This window comes from Streptomyces sp. NPDC020875, from assembly GCF_040641415.1.
In the GTDB taxonomy this organism is placed as follows: domain Bacteria; phylum Actinomycetota; class Actinomycetes; order Streptomycetales; family Streptomycetaceae; genus Streptomyces.
On sequence record NZ_JBFADP010000006.1, the window covers coordinates 84,611 to 110,372 of the forward strand.

Sequence of the window (25,762 nt, forward strand, 5' to 3'; positions counted from 1 at the left end):
GCCGTCAGCCCAGCTGGGACTGGACCTGGGCCGAGATCAGCTCCAGATGGTCGAGGTCGGAGAGGTCCAGCACCTGGAGGTAGATCCGGGACGAGCCCACGGCCGCGTACCGCCCGATCTTGTCGACGACCTCGGCGGGCGATCCGGCGAGACCGTTCGTCCGCAGCTCGTCGACCTCCCGGCCGATGGCCGCCGCCCGCCGCGCCACCTCGGATTCGTTCCGGCCGACACAGACCACCAGCGCGTTGGAGTACACCAGGTCGTCGGGGCGGCGGCCGTGGGCCTCGGCGGCGGCCCGGACCCGGCCGAACTGCCGCTCGGTGTCCTCGACGGAGGCGAAGGGGATATTGAACTCGTCCGCGTAGCGCGCGGCCAGCCTGGGCGTACGGGTCGCCCCGTGACCGCCGATCAGGACCGGCACCCGGCCCTGGGCGGGCTTGGGCAGGGCGGGCGAGTCCGTGAGCCGGTAGTGCGCGCCCTCGTGGGAGAACGTCTCTCCGGCGGGCGTGGACCACAGGCCCGTGACGATCGCCAGCTGCTCCTCCAGCCGGGCGAACTTCTCCTTGGGGAACGGGATGCCGTAGGCCCGGTGCTCCTCCTCGAACCATCCGGCGCCGAGCCCCAGCTCGATACGGCCGCCCGACATCTGGTCGACCTGGGCGACCTGGATCGCCAGCACCCCCGGAAGCCGGAAGGTGCCCGCCGTCATCAACGTGCCCAGCCGGATCCGGCTGGTCTCCCGCGCCAGCCCGGCAAGGGTGATCCAGGCATCGGTCGGTCCCGGCAGCCCGTCGGTCGATCCCATGGCGAGATAGTGGTCCGAGCGGAAGAAGGCGTCGAAGCCGAGGTCCTCGGTGGCCTTGGCGACGGTCAGAAGGGTGTCGTAGCTCGCGCCCTGCTGGGGTTCGGTGAAGATGCGCAGATCCATGGCTCCATCCTGCACCCCCGGCACCGGCGGGAACCCGTCGGCCTCGCCCGTCCCACCTGCGCGGCGGCAGGAAACCGCCGGTCCGGTCGATCCGGGACCACCAGGACCGCGCCCGCCGCGCCACCGCCGCCCACCACGATCCGGCCGGACACCGGGGTTCCACCCGCCCGGTGGCAGGGCCGTCCGGCGCCGGGCCCGGGAGCACCGGCCCACCGGCCGCCGGAGATCCGGCCGAGGGGCCACCCACCGGGGAACCATCGGCAGCCGAGCCATCCGCCGGGGAGCCATCCACCGGAGCACCGACCGCCGGAGCACCGCCGGTCCTCGGGCACCACTCCGGAGCGGCTTCGGCGGCCGGGCACGCGGCCCGGGGCCACCGGGTCATGAGGTACCCGCCGCCGAGTCCACCGCACCCGGGAAGCCCAGCGCCCCATCGGTGTCCGACGCCCCGTCCGGCGGGCTCTCCGACCGGCCGGGGGTACGGGGCCGCCGCCCCGTCGCACCGGCGGACCGCCCGGAACGCGGCGGCAGCGGCACATGGGACGTCACCGCGCCACCCGGCCGGGGCCGCGCTCCCGGCACGGGCCCCGGCGGCGACGCCGGTCCCGGACCGGCTCCGGGACCGGCCCCGGGACCCGCACCCGGTCCGACGACCGGACCGACCGCGCCCGGCGGAGGGCCCGCCCGCTCCCCGACGCCACCGGGCGGCCTGCGCAGATCCCGTCCGGCCAGATCACCGGCCGCGAGCCTGCGGAGCATCGTCCGCACCCGGTCACCGGCCTCGTCGGCGGCATCCATCGCCTCGATGCAGTGCCAGTACAGCCCCTCTTCCTCAGTGGCGCACGCGACGCCGACCAGGGCGATACCCACATCCGCGAGCAACGCGCCCAGCGCGATCAGCGCCTCCCGGGGATCCTCGACATCCGTCAGCAGGGCGGCCCTGATCTCGCCCTTCACCGGTTCGAACCCGCCGGAGCGGTCCAGATCACCCGAGCCGGGGCCCCCGGTCTCGGCGAGCGCCCGCGCGTCCCTGCCCAGTTCGGGCGGTCCGATCACCACCAGCCGCGCGCCGATCGTCTGCGCCAACAGCTGCGCCTGCCATGCCTCGACCACCACCTCGGAAAGCGCCCTGCTCCGCGCAAGGGCGTACCGACTCATATCGATGAGTCGCTCCGCGTCCATGTACGCCGCCCCCGATCGTACGACTGTCTGCCCACAGTGTCATTACCCAGCGTGAAGGGCTTTGAGTCAAAACGCCAGGGGAAAACGGAAATCTGTGGACAGGAAGCCGGATGTTAATAACTTGCTAACTACGGAGAGTGACGAAACCATGATCCAGAAGGCCGGATACCAGGATCCCCATCACCCTCAACTCCCCCCAAAACCCCCGGAAAGCCTGATCCTCCCGGCCACCGGCCATCAACCGGATTTTCCCCCGGTCCGCGACGACGACCGCCGCGGACGACCGGCACGGAACGGGCGACCGACGCGGAACGGGCAACCGACGCGGGCCCGGCCGCGAGCCGGCCGAGCCCCGTCGCCTCAAGGCCGGGGAAAACGCGCCTCGTTGCGGTCGATCTTCTCCGACAGCGCCGTAAGCGGATCCACCCCCACCACCGCGCAGAACTGCAGCAGATAGGCGAGAACGTCCGCGACCTCGTCCCGTACCCGGTGCGCCTTCCCGTCGTCCGCCATCACCCGCGCCGACTGCTCCGGCGTCAGCCACTGGAAGATCTCGACCAGTTCGGCGGCCTCCACACTCAGCGCCACGGCCAGGTTCTTGGGCGTGTGGTACGGCCCCCAGTCCCGCGCCTCGGCGAACTCCACCAGTCTGCGCTGAAGCGCCCCGACATCGAGCCCGTTCCCTCCTGCCGTCCTTCCCGTACCGCCGTCGGGGCCGCCGCCCGCCCGGTGTCCCGTACCGCCCGCCGATTCGTTCTGTCCTGTCACGGCTCCAGGTCTACCACCGACACCCCGTCCAGCCCGCGCGCGAACGAGGCGTCGCACACCGAACCCACCAGCCGTACATGCCCCCGCTTCGCCGTCTCGACGGCCAGCGCCACCAGCTCCCGGGACTGCCGGGCGTCGAGCCCCCGGTCGAAGCCGTCCGCGAGAACCGTCAGTGACTGATACGCGTCCGGGATCTCCGCCGCCCGGTCCATCGCCAGCACTCCCGGCCCGGTCAGCAGGACCAGCGCCAGGGCGAGAAACCGCAACTCGCCCTCCCCCAGCCGCTCCACCGGTGTCGCCGGGCGCCCCGGACCCCGCTCCACCAGCGCCCTCAGCTTCCCGTCCGCCAACTCCTCGACGGCCAGCTCCGCCACCTCGCCCGCGCACCCCGTCCGGGCCGCCGCGGTCAGCCGGGCGTGCCGCCGGACACACTGGTCCCGGGTCCGGTGCAGAACCTCGGCCAGATTCCCGCAGTTCCGCCGGAGCCGCCCGTCGCCCGCCACCACGGGCCGCCGCATCCCGCGCGGCTGCGGATCACAGGCGAAGACCGAGCGGAGCGCCACGACGACCTGCTCGGCGGCGGCCAGCACCAGCCGCTGCCCCGCCGTCTTGCCCGCCACCCGCAGCGGCAGCAACGAGGTGCCGAGCCGGTCGTCGGGCAGCGGGGCCCGGGTCACCGGTACCGACCCGGCCGTCAGCCACTCCGCCTGGACGGCGGGCCGTTCCGGATCGCGCAGCGCCGTACTGAGCAGGGTCCGCCCGTCGACGGTCAGCCGCTCCCCGACGATCCGCAGGGCAGGCTCGGCCTGGACCGCCAGATCGAGCCGTACGGCTCCGGCCGGGCCGTCGACCGTACAGCCGATCCGGAAGCCCCGGCGACCCTGCGCGTCGGCGTCGGCCCACTCCGGTACGCAGGCGACGGGGTCCGGGAAGACCTCGCCGAGACCGGCGCCCCCGGCGAGCGCGCCCAGCGCCTCGTACGCCTGTAAGACAGTCGACTTGCCACTACCACTGGCCCCCGTGAACAAAGTCAGCGGAGTCAGCCGGAAGGAGGCGCTCCGATGCGTTCTGAAGGCCGAGAGCCGCATCTCGGTGACAGTGGGCCGGAGCGCCGTGTGGTCGGGTGCGGCGGCGACCCGGCGGGAGGGGGGCTCGGCGGGGCGCGAAGGGGGCACGGTGGCCTGCGGCACGATCTCGTCCATGCGCCGGACGGTACGCAGCCCCGTCGGCGGCGAACCGTTTTGCCGCGCAGACCTTCCTACGAACGGGCGACCCCGGAACCGGACCCGGGGCACCCGCCGCCGTACGGACCCCGGACCGTCCCGGGCGACCGGAAGGCCCTACGGGCGACGGGCGACGGGCGACGGGCGACGGGCGACGGGCGACGGGCGACGGATCAGGATCGTGGCAGCGGAGTCGTGAAGGTGCCCGTAGCGGCCTCCGCGATTCCGTCGACCTCCGTACCGACCGGGGTCAGCAGAAAGACATTCCGGTCCACCCGGTGCATTCCACAGCCGAGCCCGAAGACGACACCACTGCTGAAGTCGAGGATCCGCTTCGCCACGTCCGTATCGGCGCTGGTGAGATCGAGGAGGACCGGGATCCCGGCGATCAGATACTCGGCCACCTCCCGGGCGTCCGCGAAGATCTGGACCCGCAGCACGATGAACCGCCGCTGTCTCGCGGCGGCGTAGTCCTGGGGAACGGTGCGGTGATCGACCCTCGACGGCCATTCGTCGCGGCCCCGCAACGGAACGACCTGCGCGAGTCCCTCCCACTGCTCGTCGGTGACGTCGTACCTTTCGTACCTGCTCATGGCCCCATCCTCCCGTCCCTCACCCGTTCGGCCCAAACGCGACACGGGTGCGCCGCGCAACTATCGCCGCCGTCCGGCGCCCGCCGGGAACCCGGCCGAAGCCACCCGAACCACTCGGGTCGCCCGAACCGGCCCGAAACCATGCGGAGTTGTGCGGAGTCCGGGGCCGGTCCCCGACCCCGGGCGCGCCCGGAGCCGTACACTCCCGTCGGTTCCGGCCCGGTCCGAGAACCGTACCCACCACCACTGACAACGACCCGCCGCCGCTCAGTTCGGCAGACAGAGCTCCGCGTAGCCGCCCTCCGACGGCAGCCCCTCCATGGGCCGCCCGAAGGGCGAGTGCAGCGGCCGGTAGCCCGTACTGGCGTAGATGTCCTCCGCCAGCCGCCCAGCCCGCGCCGCCGACGCCGTATCGCCGCACGCCGCCTGCGACAGCGCGATGACGGCCTGGGCCTGCCCTTCCTGGAGCCGTAGTTGCGACTCCTTGGCGAGCCCCAGGGCCGACGCCGCGTATCCCAGCGCCTCCAGCGGCCGGTACATCCGGGCCGCGCAGACCCCCAGCCCGAGCAGGGCCATCGTGCGGCCCTTGAGATAGCCGATGGACTCGGCGGTGTCACGGGCGAGCCGGAAGTGCTCGAAGGCCCGCTCGTACTGGCCGAGCTGATAGCGGGCGTGCCCCATCGCGATCATCGCGTCCATCCGCAGCCGGGGCCGTCCCGAGCGCCTGCTGAGCCGGCAGGCCGTCAACGCGGCCCGCAGCGCGCCGGGCCCGTCCCCGGCCTCGGCTCCGATCAGGGCGAGCACACTGAGGACCTCCGCCTCGCCGGGCAGATTACCGATGGCCTGGAAGCCCCGCCGGGACGTCATGGCCAGCTCCTGGGCGGTGACCAGCAGCCCCAGATCGAGGGAGATCGTCGCCAGGGTGCAGCTGATCCGCGACGGGCTGTCGGGGGCGCCGATCTTCCGGGACAGGGCGAGCGCCCGGCGGCAGAGCCGCTCCGCCTCCCGCAGCCGCCCCATGCCGTGCAGCACCTCGCCCAGACCGAGGAACGGCTGGGACGGACTGCGGCGCAGCCTGCGGTTGATCGCGATGGACCGGCCGTAGTACTCGGCGGCCCGGCTCAGCCGTCCGAGGTCGCCGGAGACCCCGGCCAGATTGGAGAGCGCGACGGACTCGGCCACGCTCCACCCGGCGCTCCTGGCCAGTTCGATGGCCCGCTCGAAGTGGTTGCGGCTCCGCTCCAGATCGCCCTTGGTGAAGCTGACCAGGCCCAGGCTCTGCTGGGCCGCGGCCTGCCCCTTCACGTCCCCGGCCTCACGGGCGGTGCGCAGGGCGACCGTGGCGACGGCGACCCAGGAGTCCGTGTGGCGGCGGAGCCAGAAGTAGCCGCGCAGGATGTCGGCGATGATCCAGACACTGGGGTCGGGCCCGGAGTCCGCACCCGTGGGGTCCGGGGTGCCGCCGTACTCCGTCACCGGCGCCGCGAGCGCCCCGGACTCAGACCCGGAACCGGCCCCGGAACCGGACCCGGACCTCGCGCCGAGGCCCGCACGGTCACCCGCCCCGGCCCCGAAGTCCGCACCGGACGCGGCACCGGTCTCCACTCCGGACCCGGGTCCGGAGCAGCCGCCGAATCCGGCGGGCTCTCGTTCTCCCGGCCCTGTCGTACTACCGGGGCCCCCGTCCGGAAGCGATGCCTCCGCCTCGATCAGCCTCACCAGGTCCGCGTGTTCCGCGTCGAACCAGTCGGCCGCCCGCTGCGGATCGTCGAAGACGGCCGGAGCGGCGCCCGGCGCCACCGGAGCGACCTCCAGCCGGAGAATCTGCGGATAGAGACAGCGGGCCGCCGAATCCGCGGACGCGGCGTACCAGCGCAGCAGTCGGCGGCGCGCCTCCCGCTGGGAAGGAACCGGATCCCCTGCTTCCGACAGAAGTCTGGCGTACCACCAGATCAGATCGTGCAGCCGTAGCCGGTCGCGGCCGATCCGCTCCACCAGGTGCTCGGCGAAGAGCCGGTCGAGGATTCCGCTCGCGGCCGGTACGGAGCGCCCCAGCAGCGCGGCGACGGCGGGCACGGTCGTCGCGGGCCCGGGCAGGATGCCCAGCGTACGGAAGGCGTCCCGGGCGTCCGGATCGAGCCGCCGGTACGACAGTTCGAACGTCCGGCGCACCGCCGAGTCCGGGTCCCCCGCCACCGCCAGCGTCTCCAGCGGATTGCCGGACCGCAGCTCACGCACGTGATGGGCGATCAGACTGTCCGGGTGCAGGGCGAGATTGGCAGCGGCGATCCGCAGCGCCAGCGGACTCCGCCCGCAGATGGCGACCAGATCGGTCATGGCCTCGGGCTCCCGGTCGGCCCTGCGCGCCCCCACGACGCTGCGGACCAGCGCCTTGGCGTCGTCCGATGCCAGCGGGCGCAGCGGCAGCATCGACGCGCCATGGGTGACGATCAGCGACCCCAGCCGGTTGCGGCTGGTGACCAGGGCGAGGCATCCGGTGTCGTACGGCAGCAGTTGTCGTACCTGATCGGCTGATTCCGCATTGTCCAGAACGATGAGGACCCGTCGGCCCGCGAGGGTGCTCTGGTACAGCTCGGCCATCTCGGCGAGCTCATGCGGAATGTTCTGGTACGCGATGCCCAGGGCCCGGAGCAGTCCGGAGAGCGCCTCCTTGGGGCGCATCGGGCTCTCGTCGCTGTGGCCGCGCAGATCGAGGAAGAGCTGACCGTCGGGGAAGGCGTCCCGGGAACCGCGGCACCACTGAAGTGCCAGCGCCGTCTTTCCGCTGCCCGCGGGGCCGACGATCATCAGTACGCCGGAGCCGCCCCGTGCCTCCTCCACCAGCCGTCCCAGCTGGGCCAGTTCCTTGGCCCGGCCGATGAAGGCGCCGGTCCGGGAGTGGCGCTGGACCGACTCGGCCTCGGCCCGTACGGATTCCGCGTCGCACTCGTCATGGGCCCGCGCGTGATCGTGGCCGCTTCCGGCGACCCAGCCATGGCCGTTGTCGGGCCCCTGGCCGGGGCCGGGGCCGGCGGGAGGGGCGGTGACGGCTCCGGGCGCCCGGCGCTGCCCCGGCACGGCCACGGGCAGCCGGCCGTGGCCCGCGTCGTGGTCCCGTTCGCAGATATGCGCGGCAGGCGGCGGCCCGGCCGCCGGTCCGCCGACGGCTCCCGGACCCCGGCCGGGCTCGCCGCCCCGGGCACCGGCCCGCAGTCCGCTTCCGCCGGGAAACTGCCCGCCCGGCCCCTCCCCGCCGTCGGCCGGCACCGCGCCGACCATGGGGCCGCGTTCCGCGACGAACCGGCCGTCGTAGCCCTGCCACCGTCCCCCCGAACCCCCCGCACGGGGGCTGGGGACGGCCCCCAGGAACCAGCCGGACCGGCCGGACGCGTCGCCCCGGCTCCGTTCCGTACGGGGCACCACGGCATCGTCCAGCAGCAGCGGATCGGCCCGCAGAATCATGTTCTGCACCTGCTGGAGATCGGCGCCGGGGTCGAGCCCGAGGTCCTCCGCGAGCCGGGTCCGGGTCTCGTTGTAGACCTCCAGCGCCTCGCCCCGGTGGTCGGCGCGGTAGAGGGCGATCATGCGGAGCATGGCGAGCCGCTCGTGGTGGGGGTGTTCGGCGGTGGCCCGGGCCAGCTCCTCCAGGACCAGCTCACGGCGCCCCAGCAGCAACCGGGTCTCCGCCCGCTGGGTGACGGCGGAGATGTACGAATCCTCGAACCCGGCGCCCAGCCGGCGTACCAGCCCCTCGGGCGCCGTGCCCGCGAGCACCGGGCCGCCCCAGTCGGCGAGCGCCTGGTCGAGCAGGCGCAGCCGCTCCTCCAGGTTCTCGGCCCGCTCGGCCCGCAGCAGGGAAGAACGGAACCGGTGCAGGTCGACGGCGCTGGGATCGCCCTCGATCTGATAGCCGTCGCCGGACTTCACCAGTGCGAATCCGTAGTGTTCGGCGTCCTCGGCCGTGAACCGGCCGCGGAGCCGGGAGATATGGACCTGGAGGCTGCCCCGCGCGCTGGACGGCGGCTGCCCCTCGTCCCAAAGCAGACTGATCAGTCTGTTTGCCGGGACCACCCGTCCGACGTCGAGCAGCAACAGGCCGAGCAGCAGCCGTTCACGGCGCCGCCCGATGCGCAATGATGCTCCCCTGGCGGTCCATTCCAGGCCACCGAGGATGCGGAACCTCATTCCCCCATCGGTCATGTCGTGAATCCTCCGCAATCAGCCTGCTCCGTGGCAAGCGCTTGGCAACCGGTTGGCCAGGCTCTGGCCGGAGGGCTCTGAGAGATTTGCCATCTGCTCGGGCTTGAACACGGGGAACTCGGGCGGCTAGCAAGAGGAAAGGGCTCACCAGCATGTCATCCGATATGTTCATCGAGACCGACAGGACGCTCCAGACACGACTCAAGAGTGACACGGACCGCCAGGAAGCCGAAGCCGGAGTACCGTCGGAACTGCCGCTCGGTTCGATCGGCCAGAACCCGGACAACCCCCGGGAGCTGCGCGACCTCGACCCGCTGACCACCAGCATCCGGGAGATCGGGCTCGTCAACGCGATCACGGTGGCCTCCGTCGAGGCGTATGTACGGGAGCGACCGTCCCGTGCGCACGAACTCGCCGCGGGTGCCCGGTACATCGTTGTCGACGGCCACCGCCGGCTCGAAGCGGCCCGGCGGGCGGGGCTGACCGCCGTCCGGGTCAGCGTCGACGACGCGCTGGTCTCCACCGACCGCTCCCTCCTGGAAGCGGCGTTCGTCGCCAACGTGCACCGCGACGACATGAATCCGCTGGAGCAGGCGTACGCGCTCAAGAAGCTGGTGGAGTTCTACGGCTCCCAGAACAAGGCCGCCAAGCGGCTCGGGATCGCCCAGTCGACCATCTCCTCCAAACTGTCGGTCCTCGAGCTCGGGCCCGAACTCCAGGCCGACCTGCTCGCGGGACGCCGCAAGGTCGTCCATGTGCGCAATCTCTCCCGGCTCAGCCCGCAGCAGCAGAAGCAGCGGGCCGACGCCAGGGCGGCGGCCTCCGAGTCCCGGAGCGCCGACACCCGGGGCGCCGGGCGCCCCACCGAGCACCGGCATCCGGCCCGGGTACACCCGCAGGGGATGAACGGCATCGCGCGGCAGCGCGGAGTCGTGACGATGCCCTGGGCCGACGGGGTGGCCTGTGCGGAGATCGCGATCGCCCGGATGCGTCCACTGGAGCGGCGGCGGATGCTCCAGCGGCTCTGGCACGAGGCCGAGAAGGAGGCCCGGGCGGCGCGTCAGACCGCGCACCGCCGGGTCTGAATCGGCCGTTCCGCCGCCCGGACGGGCCGGTCGCGGACCGGACCGACCATCCGGCCGCCCGGGTCACCCCGACCTGGAACCGGCCCGTCCGGAACACCTCGCACCGTCAACCGGCACATCCCCCGTCGCCCCCGGCCGCCTCATTCCCCGTCCCGTCCGCCCCATCACCCCCTCCCGTCCGGCGCCTTCCCCTCCCGTACGCCGGTCCCGTCCGGTCCGGAGATCCACAGCCGTCCCCGGACCGCGGCGGAAGCGGCGTACCCGCGAAGCGTTCCTGCCCACCCGCGCCCGCGCGCCGGGACCGGACACCGCCCCCTCGGACCGACCGGAGACGATCACCCGCGACCGACCGGACCCCTATGATCGAAAGCCGACCGTCCGGGTGCTCGCGCCCGCGGCCGTCGCCACGTCAGCCGCCCGCCGGAGGAGGGTTCTTGCCGGATCAGCACCCCGACTCCGGGACCTCGTACGCCCCGGGGGACACACCGGGCCCCGGACAGCTCGGGAGCGACCGGCTGATGGTGATGGGCTATCTCTACCGGACCGCCGCTTTCGTCCGGCAGCATCTGGAGAACTCGGCGCTGCGCACCTGCGGCCTCTCCTGGACCGGTTTCGTCGTGCTGTGGGTGGTACGGAACCGGGGCGAGGCCGAGACCCGGCTGGTGGCCGAGGACGCGGGGATCTCCAAAGGCACCCTCACCGGAGTCGCCGGAACCCTGGAGTCCCGGGGCCTGCTGACCCGGACCGAACACCCCACGGACGGACGGCGGGTACTGCTCTCCCTCACCGACGACGGCGAGGCCCTGATGGCACGGCTGCGCCCGGTCTTCGAAGCCGAAGTCGCCTTCGTCACGGCCCCGCTGGACGACGAGGAGTGCCGGGACACGGCGGAGGCGCTGCGCCGGGTCGCGGGGCAGATCCAGGAGTACGGCCCGGACCGCAGGTGCGACGATCCGCGGCCCGGCGGCCGGCGCCCGGCCACCGGGCCACGCCACGGCTGATATCCCGATACGACGCTCCTGTCTGCATAAACCAGACCGCCCGGCATACCCCGCGGGAACGAATCCCCGGCCCCGTGCAACCCCGAACCTTCTGATCAGGTCCTTCAGGGGAGACCCGGCCGCCCGGAAGGCCGGGCTCCGCCGCCTTCAGCCGCTTGCCCGTAATTCGTTTGACGCCATACGATTCCCGTCTTCCGCAGCAGTCCGGCGACGGCCTGGACGCACAGACCCTTGGATCCGCCAGTGACCCTGCCGAGACCCCTCATCGCGATCCCCGCCCGCTTCTCCGCGTCCGCTTCGGGTCTGCGGTACGCCGCCATGGTCAGCGCCCGGGCGCTGGTGGACGCGGTATGGCGGGCGGGCGGTGAACCCATCACGGTCCATCCGTACGCCCCCGGCGGCATCGCGTACGCGGACGACGTGGCAGCCCGGCTCGCCCGCTTCGACGGGGTCCTGCTGCCCGGCGGCGGGGAGATAGCCCCGCACCGGTACGGCGACGGCGCGACCGAGCACTATCCGGCGGACGACCTCGACGACGAACAGGACGGCTTCGATCTGGAGCTGGCCCGCCAGGCGCTCCGTACCGGACTGCCGATCCTCGCGGTCTGCCGCGGCCTGCAGATCGTGAACACCGTGCTGGGCGGCACCCTGCACGAGGACACCCGGGGTCCGGAGACCGGTCACCGGCATCTGATCCATCCGGTGATACTGCGGCCCGGTTCCCGGATCGCCCGGATCACCGGCGGCGAGACCGTCAAGGCGTCCTGCTACCACCACCACCGGGTGGACCGGCTCGGCGACGGACTGCGGGTCACGGCCCGGGCGGCCGACGGCACTCCGGAGGCGCTGGAACTCGTCGGCGCCAAGGACTGGATGACGGCGGTCCAGTGGCACCCCGAGGACACCGCCCACGACGACCCGGCCCAGCAGCGGATCTTCGACGCCTTCGTCCGGGCGTCCACGGGCGAGTCCGACCACTGCTGACACCCCGGCCGGGGCCCCGGGCCGAAAGGGGCCTGGGCCGAAAGCGCCGACGCGATGCCGACCGGCCGTGCACGACCGTCAATCGACCGGACACAGCCATCGACCGACCACATCCGACCGCCGACATACTGCGGACCGACCGGATATGAACGAAACACGGCACCTATAGGGGCCGGTCGCCCGGGCAGCCGCTCGACGGAGCGGCCCCCGGGTCAGTCCTGCTTCTTGCGGCGGGTCCCGAACACGATCTCGTCCCAGCTCGGTACGGCGGCACGACGCCCCGGGCGGACACCGTCCGCCTCGGCCTGCCGGTCGGTCGTCCCGATCAGCCGGTCCCGGTGTCCCGCCACCGAACGGGGCATCAGGACATCGGCGTACGCGGACCCCGCGCCCGCCGACGCGGCGGGCGCCACGCTCTCCTCCGCCTCCTCGGGCTCCGCAGCGGCCTCCGCCGCTGCCTCGGAGGGCATCGGGCGCTCCGGTACGACCAGATCGCCCCGGAAGCTGGGAACGGCCTCCAGAAGGCTCGTCAGGGAGTCGCGCTCACCGGCCTCGTCGGGCACCGGCGCGCCGGTGCCCGGTCCCGGGGAACGCTCCGGCGCCCGGTCGAGGGTCCGGTCCAACGGCCGGTCCCGGGGCAGCCTGGCGATCCTGGGCACGAACGGCACGCTGGCGTCCGGCGCGGCGATCGTATCGTCGGTCTCCCCGATCAGCGCCCTGGCCTCGTCGTCGACGGCCTGCACCAGCCGGCGCGGCGGGTCGTAGGTCCAGCTCGCCGCGTGGGGCTCGCCGGCGACCCGGTAGACCAGCAGGACTTCCCAGGTGCCGTCGTCGCGGCGCCAGGAGTCCCAGAGTGTGGTGTCCTTCTCCGCGCCGCGCAGCGCCAGCCGCTCCTTGACGGCCTCGCCGAGGGGCGGACCGGAGTTCTCACCGGGGCGGCGTACGGGGGTCTTGCGGGCGCGCTCGGCCATGAACGCGCGCTCCGCGAGTACCGGGCCCTCGAAGCGGCGCACCCGCTCCACCGGGATCCCGGCCAGCTGGGCGACCTCCTCGGCCGACGCTCCCGCACGTATCCGCGCCTGGATGTCCCGGGGGCGGAGATGACTCTCCACCTCGATCTCGATCTGGCCGAGCCGGGCGCGGTCGTTACGTACGGCGGCCCGCAGCCGCTCGTCGATCGGAAGGGTGTACTCCGTGCTGTCCGCAGCCTTGAGCACCAGTCGTGTGCCGTCGTTGGAGACGGCCACGACACGCAGTTCGGGCATGGGGACCTCCCGGGTGGTGCCTGCCGACGTCACCTGTGCGTCGCCGCTTCCGCTAGTCGAGTGTGGCCTGCCCGGGTGCAGCCTGCCACAACCTTGCCGAGTTGCTCCGGCGTGTCGGGCACGGGCCCGTGATCGCCACTGTGGCACGGTTACCTGTTGACCACTCAGCGTGATCGCGAAATCACTCTGCGTGCAGATTTCCCTGCGGTATCGCGGCGCAGCCGGATCGAGCGCCGCTTTCGGCCCCCATTCCCGGGTTCCGGGCACCCGTAAGGGAGTCCGGACCCAGGGCTCGCCACAGTACTCCATTCGGGCCATCGGGGTGGACTGCCGCGCCGCGGAAGTTGACGCGACCGACCCCGATCGGCCATCGAGGCGGCGACCAAGGGTGTCCTCCTTCACAAAATCTCCTCAAAGGGAACTAATCACTCCGCCCCATCTGTCCCTCATGCGTAGTTGAAACGACGAAAGGCGAACAGGGGCTGACGATGCGAGAACGCCCGTCCACCGGCACCGGCACCGGCCGGATCAGCCGGAACGATCCGCCGGACCCCGCGGGACAACAGGGGCCCCGGCGACTCGATCTGAGCGTCCCCCAGGTCGCCGGGAGCGCGCTGGCCGCCGTCACCGCGGCGGTGCTCGCCTCCCGGCTGGGGGTGTACGGCACGATCATCGGCGCCGGAGTCGTCTCGGTCGTGGCCACCTGCGGCGGCTCGGTCTTCCAGCACCTCTTCAGCCGTACCGGTGACCAGTTGCGCGGCTCCGGCGGCCCGGGACGGTCCGCCGGGCGCCACCCGGAACCGTCCACCGGGCCGCCCTTGGCTCCCGAGCCGGGTCCTGGTCCGGGCTCAGGGGAGTTCGGTGCCGCCACCACACACGGCTCCCGGATACGCGGCTGGCGGCGTCCCGCGGCCGCCGCGGCCGTCGTCTTCGGTGTCGCCATGGCCGGGATCACCGGCTACGAGGTGCTCTCCGGCTCCGGCCTCGACGGCGGCGGGGGCACCACCGTCGGAACGGTCGTCCGGGGCGGCAACGGAGGCGATGGCTCCGGTCCGGCCCGCGAGGACCGGGAGCCGTCGCGGGAGCAGCAGCGGCCGGAGACCGACCGGGGCCGGGACGACGGCCCCGACGACCCCGGGAGCCCGCCCGCCCCGCCGACGGACCCGGAGCGGACCGGCGACGGGACCACCCCGGCCCCGGAACAGGGAGGCGGCACCCCCGAGCCGCCCGCCGGGAAACCGGCACCCGCGCCCTCCGGCTCTCCCGGTGCCTCTCCCGGCCCGTCGTCGCCCGGGACCGGTTCCGGCGCCCCCGGCCCGGCCTCGGGCGCCGACGGCGGCGGTACGGGCCGGGGCGCCGGCGGCGATCCGGGTACGGCGCAGGGGGCCGCCGGTGCCCGCCAGGACGGCCCGGCCCGGTAGCCCCGCGGACCGGCCGTCAGGCCCCCAGCACCCGCCGCAGATAGTCGTTGCCGAACCGGCGCTCCGGGTCCAGCCGGTCCCGCAGCGCCGTGAACTCCCCGAACCGGGGATAGACCCGGGCCAGTTGCCCGGCGTCCCTGGTGTGCAGCTTGCCCCAGTGCGGGCGGCCGCCGTGGGCGGTCATCACCCGTTCCACGGCCGTGAAGTAGGCCCGGTGGGGCGCGCCCCGGTACTGGTGGACGGCGATATAGGCGCTGTCCCGGCCCGACGCGGTGGAGAGGGTGATGTCGTCGGCCGGGGCGGTCCTGACCTCGACCGGGAAGCCGATCTTCAGCGGGGAGCGTTCGATCATGGCCTTGACCTCGCGCAGCGCCGCCGTACACGCCTCCCGGGGCACCGCGTACTCCATCTCCAGGAAGCGCACCCGGCGCGGTGACGTGAAGACTTTGTAGGGAATGTCGGTGTAGGTACGGGCCGAGAGCGCCCGGCTGGCGATCCCGGCGATCGCGGGGACGGCGGCGGGCACCGCCCGGCCGACCGTGCAGGCCATCTGGAAGAGTCCGTTGGCGAGGAGTTCGTCCTCGATCCAGGCGCCGACCGCGCCGGGCGGTGCGGCGGGCCCGGCGCTGCGGTTGTTCCGCTTGGTGGTGCAGTTGTCCGTATGCGGGAACCAGTAGAACTCGAAGTGCTCGTTCTCCGCGTACAGCGCGTCGAAGTCGGCCGTGACCCGGTCGAAGGACATCGGCTCCTCGCGTGCGGTCAGCAGGAAGAGGGGCTCGACGGCGAGGGTGACCGCGGTGATCACACCGAGGGCGCCCAGGCCGATCCTGGCGGCGGCGAAGATCTCGGGGTGGTGGTCGGCGTCGCAGGTCATCAGGGTTCCGTCGGCGGTGACCAGCTCCAGGGCGCGGATCTGGGCGGCGAGGGAGCCGGAGTCACGGCCGGTGCCGTGGGTGCCGGTACTGACCGCCCCGGCGACGGTCTGCGCCATGATGTCGCCCATATTGGCGAGGGAGAGGCCCTCCCGGGCGAGGGCGGTGTTCAGCCTGCGCAAGGGGGTGCCGGACTCGACGGTGACGGTCATCGCGGTCCGGTCGATCCGCCGGATGCCGGTGAGCAGATCGGGGCGGATCAGCAGCCCGTCGGTGGCGGCGACGGCCGTGAACGAGTGCCCCGTACCGACCGTTTTCACCGTGAGGCCGTCCTCGGCGGCCCGCCGTATCGCGTCGGCGACCTCGTCCGCGGAGGCGGGCGAGGTCTCGCGGACCGGCCGCGCGGTGACGTTCCCCGCCCAGTTACGCCAGACGCGTGTCCCGTTCGCCCTGCTGATCGTGCTCATCGACCGGCTGCCCCTCCCTCGTCGGCACCGGCTCGGTCAGCCGGCGGTATCCGAGGAACGCCACCACGGCGGCCAGGGCTCCGGCAACCCCCGGGACGGCGTAGGCCGTACGGGCGCCCCATTCGTCGATCGCGATACCCGCCGCTCCCGAGCCGAGCGCGACCCCGACCGCGAGTCCGGTACTGACCCAGGTCATGCCCTCGGTCAGCTTGGTGCCGGGGACGTGCGAGGCGACCAGCGCCATGGTGGTCACCATCGTCGGGGCGATGGCCAGGCCCGCGAAGAAGAGCACGGCGCAGAGCGCGACCAGATTCCCGACCAGTTGGAGCGGGACCAGGCTGACGGCCATCACGCAGACGCCCAGCAGCCAGCGCCGGGCGGGGGACCCCTTCGGCCTCAGCAGTCCGAAGACGAGACCGGCCAGACACGATCCGGCCGCGTAGATCGCCAGCGCCGCACTGGACGCGGCCTTGTTGCCCTGCTCCTCGGCGAAGGCGACGGAGACCACCTCGACGGAGCCGAAGACGGCGCCCGTGGCCACGAAGGTGACCACCAGTACCTGGAGCGCGCGGGACGCCAGCGCCGAACCCGGGGTGTGCTCCTCGCGCGGGGCGGGCACCGGCTCGGTGGCCTTCTGCGCGGTCAGCCAGAACACCCCGACCAACAGGAAAAGCGCGGCAAGTACTGGTCCGGCAGCGGGAAACCAGCCGGTGGACAGCCCGATCGCGAGCGGCGGACCGGCGATGAAGCAGATCTCGTCGACGATCGCCTCCCACGCGTACGCCGTGTGCAGCTCCTTCCGGTCCCGGTAGATCGCCGCCCAGCGGGCCCGGACCATCGAGCCGACGCTGGGTACGCAGCCGGTGCCGACGGCGAACAGGAAGAGGGTCCAGACCGGTGCTTCGGCGGTGGCGCAGAGGATCAGTCCGGTCCCGGAGGCGACCGACACCAGGGTCGCCGGGCGGAGTACCCGGGTCTGTCCGTGCCGGTCGACCAGCCGGGAGATCCGGGGGCCGATCGCCGCCGCGGCCAGGGCGATGGTCGCCGCGACGAGTCCGGCGAGCCGGTAGCGGCCGGTCAGCTCGGAGATCATCGCCAGGACTCCGACGCCGGTCATCGCCAGCGGCAGCCTTCCGACGAGTCCCGCGGCGGAGAACGCCGTGGCGCCGGGGGCGGCGAAGATGGCGCGGTAGGGGCTGGGCAACACGTTCTCCGGAGGGGACGGCCGGTAAGGCGTATTAGTGCGATGACAGGTTACGACCCCGGTTCCGCTCGGCGCACCGGGGTTTGTTCTACCCGCTGTGAGCTGCGACGACTGCTTCGCGACCGGGTCGGGGGCCGGTCATCGGCTCCGGGGCCGTCCACAGGCCGCGCGGGTCCCGGCGGCGGGTGGGTGCGGCGTTGTCGGTGCCGGGTGGCAGGATCGGTGACATGTCCGACCAGCGTGACTCCGCACCGTACGACGCCCTGCTGCTGCTCTCCTTCGGCGGCCCCGAGGGACCCGACGACGTGGTCCCGTTCCTGGAGAACGTGACCCGGGGCAGAGGCATCCCCAAGGAGCGCCTGAAGGAGGTCGGGCAGCACTATTTCCTGTTCGGCGGCGTCAGTCCGATCAACGACCAGAACCGTGCCCTGCTGGACGCCCTCCGGAAGGACTTCGCGGACCACGGTCTCGATCTCCCGGTCTACTGGGGCAACCGCAACTGGGACCCGTATCTGACCGACACCCTGCGCGAGATGGTCCGGGACGGCCGCCGCAGGATCGTGACGCTCACCACCAGCGCCTACGCCTCCTACTCGGGCTGCCGTCAGTACCGCGAGAATCTGGCAGACTCGCTGGCGGCGCTGACGGCGGAGGGTTTCGAGCCGCCGCGGGTGGACAAGCTGCGGCACTACTTCAACCATCCGGGGTTCCTGCGGCCGATGATCGACGGGGTGCTCGCCGCCCTGGCCGAGTTGCCCGAGGACGTCCGGGCGGGCGCGCATCTCGCCTTCACCACGCACTCGATCCCGGACGCCGCGGCGGACACCTCGGGCCCGGTCGCCGGGCACGGCGAGGGCGGGGCGTACGTCCGCCAGCATCTGGACGCGGCCCGGGTGATCGCGGACGCGGTCCGCGCGGAGACCGGGGTGGAGCGGCCCTGGCGGCTGGTCTACCAGTCCCGCAGCGGCGCCCCGCACATCCCCTGGCTGGAGCCGGATATCTGCGACCACCTGGAGGAGCTGCACACGGCGGGGGCACCGGCGGCCGTCATGGTCCCCATCGGGTTCGTCTCGGACCATATGGAGGTGCTGTACGACCTGGACACGGAGGCGGCGGCCAAGGCGGCCGAGCTGGGGTTGCCGGTCCGGAGGTCGGCGACGGTCGGCGCGGACCCCCGGTTCGCGGCGGCCGTACGGGAGCTGGTGCTGGAGCGTGCGGCGAAGGAGCGCGGCGAGCCGGCCGCCCCGTGCGCGCTCGGGGCGCTGGGCCCTTCGCACGACCTCTGTCCGGTGGGCTGCTGCCCGGCGCGCAGTCCGCGGCCCGCCGCGGCGGGCGCGGACAGTCCGTACGCGTGAGGGGGTGTCCGCGCCGTCCGGGGCCGCTCCGTACGGCTTCCGGACCCCGGGCTCGCCCGTGCCCGGCGCCGTCTCCCGTACCCGCCCAGAAGACCGTGTCGACCGTGAGGAATGGCCGTGACCGCGACGAGTGACCCCCTGCTCCCCGAACTGCTCGCCCTGGCGCTGGAGGCCGCCGACCGGGCCGGGCGGCTGCTGCGCGACGGCCGACCGGACGATCTGTCGGTCGCCGCCACCAAGTCCAGCCCGATCGACGTCGTCACCGAGATGGACATCGCGGCGGAGAAGCTGATCACCGGCTTCCTGGCGGAGCGTCGGCCGGACGACGGCTTCCTCGGCGAGGAGGGGGCCTCCCGGGAGGGCACGAGCGGGGTCCGCTGGGTCGTCGATCCCCTGGACGGGACCGTGAACTATCTCTACGGGCTGCCGACCTGGGCCGTGTCGATCGCGGCCCAGCGGGACGGCGAGACGGTGGCCGGGGTGGTCGCGGTCCCGATGCGCGGCGAGACCAGCCGGGCCGTGGCCGGGGGCGGCGCGTTCCTCAACGACCGGCCGATCCGCTGCCGTCCGGCGCCCCCGCTGGACCAGGCGCTGATCTCCACCGGCTTCAACTATGTCGCGGACGTCCGGGCCCATCAGGCGCGGGTCGCGGAGCGGCTGATCCCCCGGGTCCGGGACATCCGGCGCGGTGGCGCCGCGGCGGTGGACCTCTGCGATGTGGCCGCGGGCCGACTGGACGGCTACTACGAGCGGGGACTCAACCCCTGGGATCTGGCGGCGGGCGATCTGATCGCCCGCGAGGCCGGGGCGCTCACCGGCGGACGGCCGGGCGAGGCCCCGTCGGGCGAGCTGGCCGTGGCGGCCCCGCCGGGGGTCTTCGAGCCGCTGCAGGGCCTGCTGGAGGGGCTCGGCGCCTGGCACGACTGAGAGACCGGGCATCGGGGCCGGAGCGCGCCACGGTGGCGGCGGGGACCCGTAGCGGGGCCGACAGGTCCGGTCCCGGGCGGCCCGGGGGGCCCGGCGGCGGGCCGAAACGGGCGCGGGCCCGGCGCCGAGCGCGCCGGACCCGCTTCCGTACCGTCGATCATGTGTCCGTTCGGCTCGTCCGTGCTCCCCGGTCGGGGGTCGTCCCGTTGTGACGAGCGATGAGTTCGCCGATTGTTCCGGATGGGTTCCGGTGGGGGGATTCTCTGCCCGGGAAGGCGGATCGCCGGGCTGGGCGGTCTCTCAGGCGGCTCGGGCCGCGCCGACCTCCACGCCGTGTTCGGCGGCGAGGCGTCGAAGGTCTTCCAGCTCGGCCAGCTCGACTTCCGCGAGGAAGTCGTCACCGGTCTCGCGAGCCAGGTCGAGGTCCGTCTCGGCGGCCTTTATGCGCTCCAGCAGTCCATCGGTGAATGCGTCCATATGCGCCCCCTCGTCGTGGGTGGTGGCGGGCACGGGGGTGTGCCGCGGTGCTCACCGGCACGGACAGCCGCGGACGGTGAGCGGGCGATCACGGCCCCGGCCGGTCCCGGCGGCGGGCGGACGCATACGGGGGATGCGCCCTTTCGGGGGATGTGATCGCGGGTGTCTTCTCGTCCTCCCCCGGCCTTCCCTCAGAGAAACCTCAACTACGCCGGGAATCCCGTTGATTCCCGTACCATCCGACGGCTTTCCGCGGCCGGCGACGGCCCGGAACAACCCGCCTTACAGCCGGTTTACGCGCGTAACGGGCAGGATGGACGCGCACAGACAGTGCACGGACATGCCCTGATCGGGTCGACGGGGCCAAGGGAAGGATCGCGACGTGCGCGTACTCGTCGTCGAGGACGAGCAGCTGCTCGCCGATGCGGTGGCCACCGGGCTGCGCCGGGAGGCCATGGCGGTCGACGTGGTGTACGACGGCGCGGCCGCCCTGGAGCGGATCGGGGTGAACGACTACGACGTGGTGGTACTCGACCGCGATCTTCCGCTGGTCCACGGTGACGACGTCTGCCGCCGGGTCGTCGAGCTGGGAGTGCCCACCCGGGTACTGATGCTGACCGCGTCCGGGGACGTCTCGGACCGGGTCGAGGGGCTGGAGCTGGGGGCGGACGACTATCTGCCCAAGCCCTTCGCGTTCACCGAGCTGACGGCCCGGGTCCGGGCCCTGGGGCGGCGGACGACGGTTCCGCTGCCGCCGGTCCTGGAGCGGGCCGGGATCAAGCTGGACCCCAACCGGCGCGAGGTGTTCCGGGACGGCCGGGAGATCCAGCTCGCCCCGAAGGAGTTCGCGGTGCTGGAGGTGCTGATGCGCAGCGAGGGAGCCGTCGTCTCGGCGGAGCAGCTGCTGGAGAAGGCGTGGGACGAGAACACCGACCCGTTCACGAATGTGGTGCGGGTGACCGTGATGACCCTGCGCCGTAAGCTCGGCGAGCCGCCGGTGATCGTCACCGTGCCCGGCTCGGGTTACCGGATCTGACCGGTGGCAGGCACTCCCCCGCCCCCCAAGGTCCCGCCGAAGCCGTCCTGGGACCCCCGTACGCCGGTCCGGCCGCTGCTGCGGCCGACGATCCGGATACGGCTCACCCTGCTGTACGGCGGAATGTTCCTGATCGCGGGCATCCTGCTGCTGTCGATCATCTATCTGCTGGCGGCCCAGGCCCTGCACGACGGCAACGGCCTGCCGTTCAAGATCCTCTCGGGGAAGTTCCAGGCCACCACGGGCTGGTGCAAGCTGCCCGCCGAGGGCACCGGCGACCAGTTCGGCGAGGCGGTGGCCCGGTGCTTCGCCCAGCAGCGGGAGGTGGCGCTGAACGATCTGCTGCGCCGCTCCCTCTTCGCGCTGCTGGGGCTGAGCATCATCGCCTTCGCCTTCGGCTACGCGATGGCGGGCCGGGTCCTGTCCCCGCTGGGCCGGATCACCCGTACCGCCCGCCAGGTCGCCGGTTCGGACCTCTCGCGCCGGATCCAGCTGGACGGCCCGGAGGACGAGCTGAAGGAGCTGGCGGACACCTTCGACGAGATGCTGGCCCGGCTGGAGCGGGCCTTCAGCGCCCAGCAGCGGTTCGTCGCCAACGCGTCGCACGAGCTGCGGACCCCGCTGGCGATCAACCGCACCCTGCTGGAGGTGCATCTCTCGGATCCCGGGGCCCCGGCGGAGCTGCGACAGCTGGGCAAGACGCTGCTGGCGACCAACGAGCGGAGCGAGCAGCTCGTGGAGGGGCTGCTGCTGCTGGCCCGGAGCGACAACCAGATCGTCGAGCGCAAGCCGGTGGACCTGGCCGAGGTGGCGACCCGGGCCGTGGACCAGACCCGGAGCGAGGCCGACGAGCGGGGCGTGGAGATCCGGGGGGAGCGCACGCCGGCGGTCGTCCAGGGCAATGGTGTGCTCCTGGAGCGCATCGCGCTCAATCTGGTGCAGAACGCCGTCCGGTACAACGTTCCGGACGGGGGCTGGGTCGAGGTGACCACCAGGACGGAGCCCGGCCGGGCGGTCCTGGTCGTGGAGAACACGGGCCCGATGGTCCCGGCGTACGAGATCGACAACATCTTCGAGCCGTTCCGCAGACTGCGGCAGGAGCGGACGGGGAGCGACAAGGGTGTCGGTCTCGGTCTGTCGATCGTCCGGTCGGTGGCCCGGGCCCACGGGGGACGTATCATCGCGGAGCCCCGGGAGGGCGGTGGGCTCGTGATGCGCGTCACTCTGCCGCTCTGAGTCCGACCCGGATCGCTGACCGTGATCACATGCGACCAGGAAGTCCGTTCGCTTTTGGCGGAATTTTCGGGACCTGTTCCCGGGTTGCCCATGTGTGATCGATCACAGGGACGATTTTCGGACCATCTACTCTCCGTGATCATGCACCTTCCGGAAAGCCGGTAAAAGTCCGGGTTTCCGGGGGTCGGGATCACGGGAAGTACACGGGGTGGCGCCCGTGAGCTGCGACATTCGGATCGTGTACGGTCCCCATCGCCATCCAACCCGATCACTCCCGAGGGATCCGGTTGGGTGTCGATTGAGTAACAGACCTTGATGTGAGGCAAAATCTCCGCCTCAGGTCGGGCACAAGTCCGGCCTCTCACGCGTTACGTGCGCTGGAGACACCGCAATCACACCCAGAGGGGGAGAGCGACACATGGCAACGGATTACGACACCCCACGCAAGACCGACGACGATGTCGATTCGGACAGCCTTGAGGAACTGAAGGCCCGCCGGAACGACAAGTCGACCTCGACCGTCGACGTCGACGAGTTCGAGGCCGCCGAGGGCATGGAGCTGCCCGGCGCCGACCTCTCCAACGAGGAGCTGGCCGTCCGGGTGCTGCCCAAGCAGGCCGACGAGTTCACCTGCATGAGCTGCTTCCTGGTCCATCACCGCAGTCAGCTGGCCCGTGAGAAGAACGGTCAGCCGATCTGCCGCGACTGCGAGTAAGGTCCGGTCGGCCGTGGCAGGCGAGACACCGTCGCGGAAGCGGCGTTTCCGGCGTCAGAAGCCGTCGGAGACGTATCAGGGCGGTTCGGGACCGTCCGGGGCTCTTGAGCCCTCGGACGAGCGCTCGGCCGCCCTCCTGCCCCATGCCGTGGGAGACGACGGGCGAGGCCCAGTGGCCTCGCCTGAGACCCTCCCGGCGCTCCCCCACCAGGGAGCGGAGACGGCGGACGGGCCCCCGGCGAAATCCGGACGGCTGGCCGGCGTGCGCGCGGGCGTGCGCAGAAGCGGTCAGAGCGCCCGGGCCGCCGTCGGCTACCTCGCCGACCGGATCATCGACAACGCGCCCCGTATCCCGGTGCGCGATCTGACGACCCTGCGCGCGCAGTTCCCGGGGCTGGGCCCCGAGCAGCTCGCCGACAAGCTGGTCGCGGGCGCGGCCAACGGCACGGCCACGGTCGGGGCGGGCATCGGAGCCGCCGCGATGCTTCCCGTACCGCCCGCGATGCCCGCGGAGCTGGCGACCGAGATCACCGGCGTGGCAGCAATAGAGCTGAAGCTGATCGCCGAGCTGTACGAGGTCTACGGCCTCCGCCCGCCGGGCACGCTCAAGGAGCGCAGCACCGTCTATCTGGCCACCTGGTCGGAAGAGCGCGGCATCGACGTGACCAAACCGTCGACGTACAAGAACGCCGCTCTGGTCAGCAGCGGGCTCAAGCGCGAGCTGCGCCAGCAGATCATGAAGCGGATGATCCGCAACCTGCCGAACCTGCTGCCCTTCATGGTCGGGGCGGCCGTCGGCGCCGTCATCAACCGCCGGGACACCCGCCAGCTCTCCGAGCGCATCCGCAAGGACCTGCGGGTCCGCCAGGTGCCCTGGGACGCCTTGGAGGCCCTTCCGCCGCTGGAGGAGCCCAAGGAGCTGGAACGGCCCGCCGAGCCGGTCACCCGCGGCGGCGAGCCGGAGCACTGAGCGACCGGACGGGTCGGCCGGATCAGCCCGAGAGCGCGGCGGCCAGCGCCCGGGGGTCGCGGGTCGACAGATAGACGTACGGCGTCGGGTCGGCCGGGTCGGTGACCTCGATCCGTACCGCGGTCGGCACATAGCTGCGCAGCAGCATGAAGGCCCGGGGATCGGCCTTGTACGAGCGCCAGGCCCGGGCCTCCTCGGGATCCAGCACCTCCGGCTCGCCGAGCGCCGTGAGCGGGATCCGGGCGTCCCCCGCGACGAGGGACCCGGCGACCACCCGGATCCGGGCGGAGCCGTACGAACTCACCACGGCCCCGGCCAGCAGCGATACGACTATCACCGTGATCAGCGTCGCCAGCAGGCCGACCGGGAAGACGGTCAGTCCGCCGGTGAGCCCGAGCAGCAGAACGATCACCCACCACAGGGGCGGGGCGGTCAGACGTTCGTCGTAGCGGGGCGCGGCGGCGGATGAGGGCTGCATACGGCCAAGTCTGGCAGGGGCCCCGGCGGGTCCGGCCCGCGGGTACGGCCCCGTGCCCGGCGCTCGTACGGATGTCCGGGCCGCCCGCCGCGGCGGACCGGTGGGCGGGGTCCCGCGAGGGGCGTGCGCGGGCGGGCGCCGACGGCTCGCGTGAGCCGACCGGCCGACCGCGGGTAAGGTCTGCGCCTGTGAGCACCGCTAATCCACCGGGTCCGGACCCCTCGCCGACGGATCCGGCGACCGCCCGTATATCGCCCCTGACGCCTCCGGCCGACGCCGTACCCCCGGTACGGCACCCCGAGGCCCCGGCACCCGGTGAGCCGCTCGGCACCCACTACGAGCAGTGCTTCGGCTGCGGCGGCGACCAGCCGCACGGGCTGCGGCTCGCGGCCCGGGCGGGCGAGGGTGTGAGCATCACGGCCGAGTTCACCGTGCGGCCCGCCCATCAGGGCGCCCCGGGCCTGGCCCACGGCGGGGTGCTGACCACCGCCCTGGACGAGTCCCTGGGCTCCCTCACCTGGCTGCTGCGAACGATCGCGGTCACCGGACGGCTGGAGACCGATTTCGTCGCGCCGGTCCCGGTGGGCACGGCGCTCTTCCTCCGGGCCGAGGTGACCGCGGTGGCCGGACGGAAGATCTACGCCCGGGCCGAGGGCCGGATCGGCGGCCCCGACGGACCGCTCGCCGTCCGGGCGAAGGCCCTCTTCATCGAGGTCAAGGTCGATCACTTCATCGACCACGGCCGCTCGGAGGAGATCGAGGCCGCCATGGCCGACCCCGACCAGATCCGCCGCGCACGCGCTTTCGAGGTGAACCCCTGACATGTCCATCGCCGCCAGCCCCTCCGGCCCGCACGACGCCCTCGACGTACTGATCCGCCGGGTCGATCCGGAGGTGCCGCTGCCGTCCTACGCGCACCCCGGCGACGCCGCCGCCGATCTGGTCACCCGCGAGGCCGCCGAGCTGGCCCCCGGCGAGCGGGCCGTGCTGCCGACGGGCGTCTCGATCGCCCTGCCCGACGGGTACGCCGCCTTCGTCCATCCGCGATCCGGCCTCGCGGCCCGCTGCGGAGTAGCCTTTGTGAATGCCCCGGGGACGATTGACGCCGGGTACCGTGGGGAAATCAAGGTGATCGTGATCAATCTCGATCCGCGCGAGAGCGTGCGGTTCGAGCGCTTCGACCGCATCGCCCAGCTGGTCGTCCAGAAGGTCGAGAAGGTGCGCTTCCACGAGGTGGCGGAGCTTCCCGGCTCGGCACGGGCCGAGGGGGGCTTCGGGTCCACCGGCGGTCATGCCGCCGTGGGCGGCCGTACGGATGGTTCAACGGGTGGGAATCGATACGCTTCCGTCGTATCCGACCGGGAAGGACAGTGAC

At 72.6% G+C, this 25,762-nt stretch carries 23 protein-coding genes; 12 read left to right on the top strand and 11 right to left on the bottom strand.

The genetic code is table 11. The features are described from left to right. Positions 1-4: 4 nt before the first annotated feature. From AB0G74_RS05290 to AB0G74_RS05315, 6 genes are all read right to left on the bottom strand, one after another. Positions 5-928, bottom strand: coding sequence for an LLM class F420-dependent oxidoreductase (locus AB0G74_RS05290; protein ID WP_361140952.1), 924 nt, complete (start codon positions 926-928; stop codon positions 5-7). A gap of 381 nt (positions 929-1,309) precedes the next feature. Further along, a complete protein-coding gene (locus AB0G74_RS05295; protein ID WP_361140954.1) occupies positions 1,310-2,110 on the bottom strand; it encodes a DUF6099 family protein in 801 nt (266 codons plus the stop codon). 360 nt (positions 2,111-2,470) lie between these two features. After that, positions 2,471-2,758: a nucleotide pyrophosphohydrolase gene (locus AB0G74_RS05300; protein WP_361141079.1), complete on the bottom strand. Its 288-nt coding sequence runs from the start codon at positions 2,756-2,758 to the stop codon at positions 2,471-2,473. A gap of 116 nt (positions 2,759-2,874) precedes the next feature. Further along, positions 2,875-3,966 carry an ATP-binding protein gene (locus AB0G74_RS05305; RefSeq protein WP_361141081.1) on the bottom strand — a complete coding sequence of 364 codons (1,092 nt, stop codon included), beginning with the start codon at positions 3,964-3,966 and terminating at the stop codon, positions 2,875-2,877. A 308-nt stretch (positions 3,967-4,274) separates the two neighbouring features. Continuing rightward, the gene (locus AB0G74_RS05310) at positions 4,275-4,694 is read right to left on the bottom strand and encodes a cell division protein SepF (protein ID WP_358824214.1); all 420 of its coding nucleotides are present in this window, start codon (positions 4,692-4,694) and stop codon (positions 4,275-4,277) included. Between the two features lie 267 nt (positions 4,695-4,961). Further along, a complete protein-coding gene (locus AB0G74_RS05315; protein WP_361140956.1) occupies positions 4,962-8,894 on the bottom strand; it encodes a BTAD domain-containing putative transcriptional regulator in 3,933 nt (1,310 codons plus the stop codon). A gap of 152 nt (positions 8,895-9,046) precedes the next feature. Here AB0G74_RS05315 and AB0G74_RS05320 point away from each other — a divergent pair, with 152 nt between their 5' ends. The 3 genes from AB0G74_RS05320 (at position 9,047) to AB0G74_RS05330 (ending at position 11,964) form a co-directional block, all read left to right on the top strand. Further along, positions 9,047-9,979: a ParB/RepB/Spo0J family partition protein gene (locus AB0G74_RS05320; RefSeq protein ID WP_361140958.1), complete on the top strand. Its 933-nt coding sequence runs from the start codon at positions 9,047-9,049 to the stop codon at positions 9,977-9,979. Positions 9,980-10,497: 518 nt separating this feature from the next. Further along, entirely contained in the window at positions 10,498-10,980 is a 483-nt protein-coding gene (locus tag AB0G74_RS05325) for a MarR family winged helix-turn-helix transcriptional regulator (RefSeq protein ID WP_361141083.1), read from the top strand. A 249-nt stretch (positions 10,981-11,229) separates the two neighbouring features. Further along, positions 11,230-11,964: a gamma-glutamyl-gamma-aminobutyrate hydrolase family protein gene (locus AB0G74_RS05330; protein WP_361141085.1), complete on the top strand. Its 735-nt coding sequence runs from the start codon at positions 11,230-11,232 to the stop codon at positions 11,962-11,964. Between the two features lie 212 nt (positions 11,965-12,176). On the opposite strand, the gene sepH is transcribed toward AB0G74_RS05330, so the two are convergent. Continuing rightward, positions 12,177-13,262, bottom strand: coding sequence for a septation protein SepH (sepH, locus tag AB0G74_RS05335; protein WP_361140960.1), 1,086 nt, complete (start codon positions 13,260-13,262; stop codon positions 12,177-12,179). 455 nt (positions 13,263-13,717) lie between these two features. Between sepH and AB0G74_RS05340 the strand changes: the two genes are divergently transcribed. After that, the gene (locus AB0G74_RS05340; RefSeq protein ID WP_361140962.1) at positions 13,718-14,650 is read left to right on the top strand and encodes a hypothetical protein; all 933 of its coding nucleotides are present in this window, start codon (positions 13,718-13,720) and stop codon (positions 14,648-14,650) included. A 16-nt stretch (positions 14,651-14,666) separates the two neighbouring features. On the opposite strand, the gene AB0G74_RS05345 is transcribed toward AB0G74_RS05340, so the two are convergent. Beyond that, complete coding sequence (locus tag AB0G74_RS05345) at positions 14,667-15,989, bottom strand: D-arabinono-1,4-lactone oxidase (protein WP_361140964.1); 1,323 nt, start codon at positions 15,987-15,989, stop codon at positions 14,667-14,669. Then, positions 15,946-17,193 (bottom strand): MFS transporter, encoded by a 1,248-nt coding sequence (locus AB0G74_RS05350; protein WP_361140966.1) that lies wholly within the window; start codon positions 17,191-17,193, stop codon positions 15,946-15,948. The genes AB0G74_RS05345 and AB0G74_RS05350 overlap by 44 nt, the downstream gene beginning before the upstream one ends. Positions 17,194-17,420: 227 nt before the next feature. On the opposite strand from AB0G74_RS05350, the gene AB0G74_RS05355 reads away from it, so the two are divergent. Together AB0G74_RS05355 and AB0G74_RS05360 are read left to right on the top strand one after the other, a co-directional pair. Continuing rightward, the gene (locus AB0G74_RS05355) at positions 17,421-18,548 is read left to right on the top strand and encodes a ferrochelatase (RefSeq protein WP_361140967.1); all 1,128 of its coding nucleotides are present in this window, start codon (positions 17,421-17,423) and stop codon (positions 18,546-18,548) included. 111 nt (positions 18,549-18,659) lie between these two features. Then, on the top strand, positions 18,660-19,475 hold the full coding sequence (locus AB0G74_RS05360; protein ID WP_361140969.1) for an inositol monophosphatase family protein: 816 nt from the start codon (positions 18,660-18,662) through the stop codon (positions 19,473-19,475). Positions 19,476-19,775: 300 nt separating this feature from the next. Here AB0G74_RS05360 and AB0G74_RS05365 read toward each other — a convergent pair whose 3' ends face one another. Then, positions 19,776-19,952, bottom strand: a complete 177-nt coding sequence (locus AB0G74_RS05365) for a hypothetical protein (RefSeq protein WP_361140971.1) — start codon at positions 19,950-19,952, stop codon at positions 19,776-19,778. A 382-nt stretch (positions 19,953-20,334) separates the two neighbouring features. Between AB0G74_RS05365 and AB0G74_RS05370 the strand changes: the two genes are divergently transcribed. From AB0G74_RS05370 to AB0G74_RS05385, 4 genes are all read left to right on the top strand, one after another. Then, positions 20,335-20,988 (top strand): response regulator transcription factor, encoded by a 654-nt coding sequence (locus tag AB0G74_RS05370; RefSeq protein WP_146482805.1) that lies wholly within the window; start codon positions 20,335-20,337, stop codon positions 20,986-20,988. A 3-nt stretch (positions 20,989-20,991) separates the two neighbouring features. Then, complete coding sequence (locus AB0G74_RS05375) at positions 20,992-22,224, top strand: HAMP domain-containing sensor histidine kinase (protein ID WP_361140974.1); 1,233 nt, start codon at positions 20,992-20,994, stop codon at positions 22,222-22,224. A gap of 418 nt (positions 22,225-22,642) precedes the next feature. Next, positions 22,643-22,939 carry a DUF4193 domain-containing protein gene (locus tag AB0G74_RS05380; RefSeq protein WP_006345898.1) on the top strand — a complete coding sequence of 99 codons (297 nt, stop codon included), beginning with the start codon at positions 22,643-22,645 and terminating at the stop codon, positions 22,937-22,939. A gap of 13 nt (positions 22,940-22,952) precedes the next feature. After that, entirely contained in the window at positions 22,953-23,909 is a 957-nt protein-coding gene (locus tag AB0G74_RS05385) for a hypothetical protein (protein WP_361140976.1), read from the top strand. Positions 23,910-23,931: 22 nt separating this feature from the next. Here the strand turns inward: AB0G74_RS05385 and AB0G74_RS05390 are convergent, their stop codons facing one another. Then, positions 23,932-24,387 (bottom strand): DUF3093 domain-containing protein, encoded by a 456-nt coding sequence (locus AB0G74_RS05390; protein ID WP_361140978.1) that lies wholly within the window; start codon positions 24,385-24,387, stop codon positions 23,932-23,934. 248 nt (positions 24,388-24,635) lie between these two features. On the opposite strand from AB0G74_RS05390, the gene AB0G74_RS05395 reads away from it, so the two are divergent. Continuing rightward, positions 24,636-25,208 (top strand): PaaI family thioesterase, encoded by a 573-nt coding sequence (locus tag AB0G74_RS05395; protein WP_361141086.1) that lies wholly within the window; start codon positions 24,636-24,638, stop codon positions 25,206-25,208. A gap of 1 nt (position 25,209) precedes the next feature. Then, a complete protein-coding gene (dut, locus tag AB0G74_RS05400) occupies positions 25,210-25,761 on the top strand; it encodes a dUTP diphosphatase (protein WP_361140980.1) in 552 nt (183 codons plus the stop codon). Position 25,762: the final 1 nt, after the last annotated feature.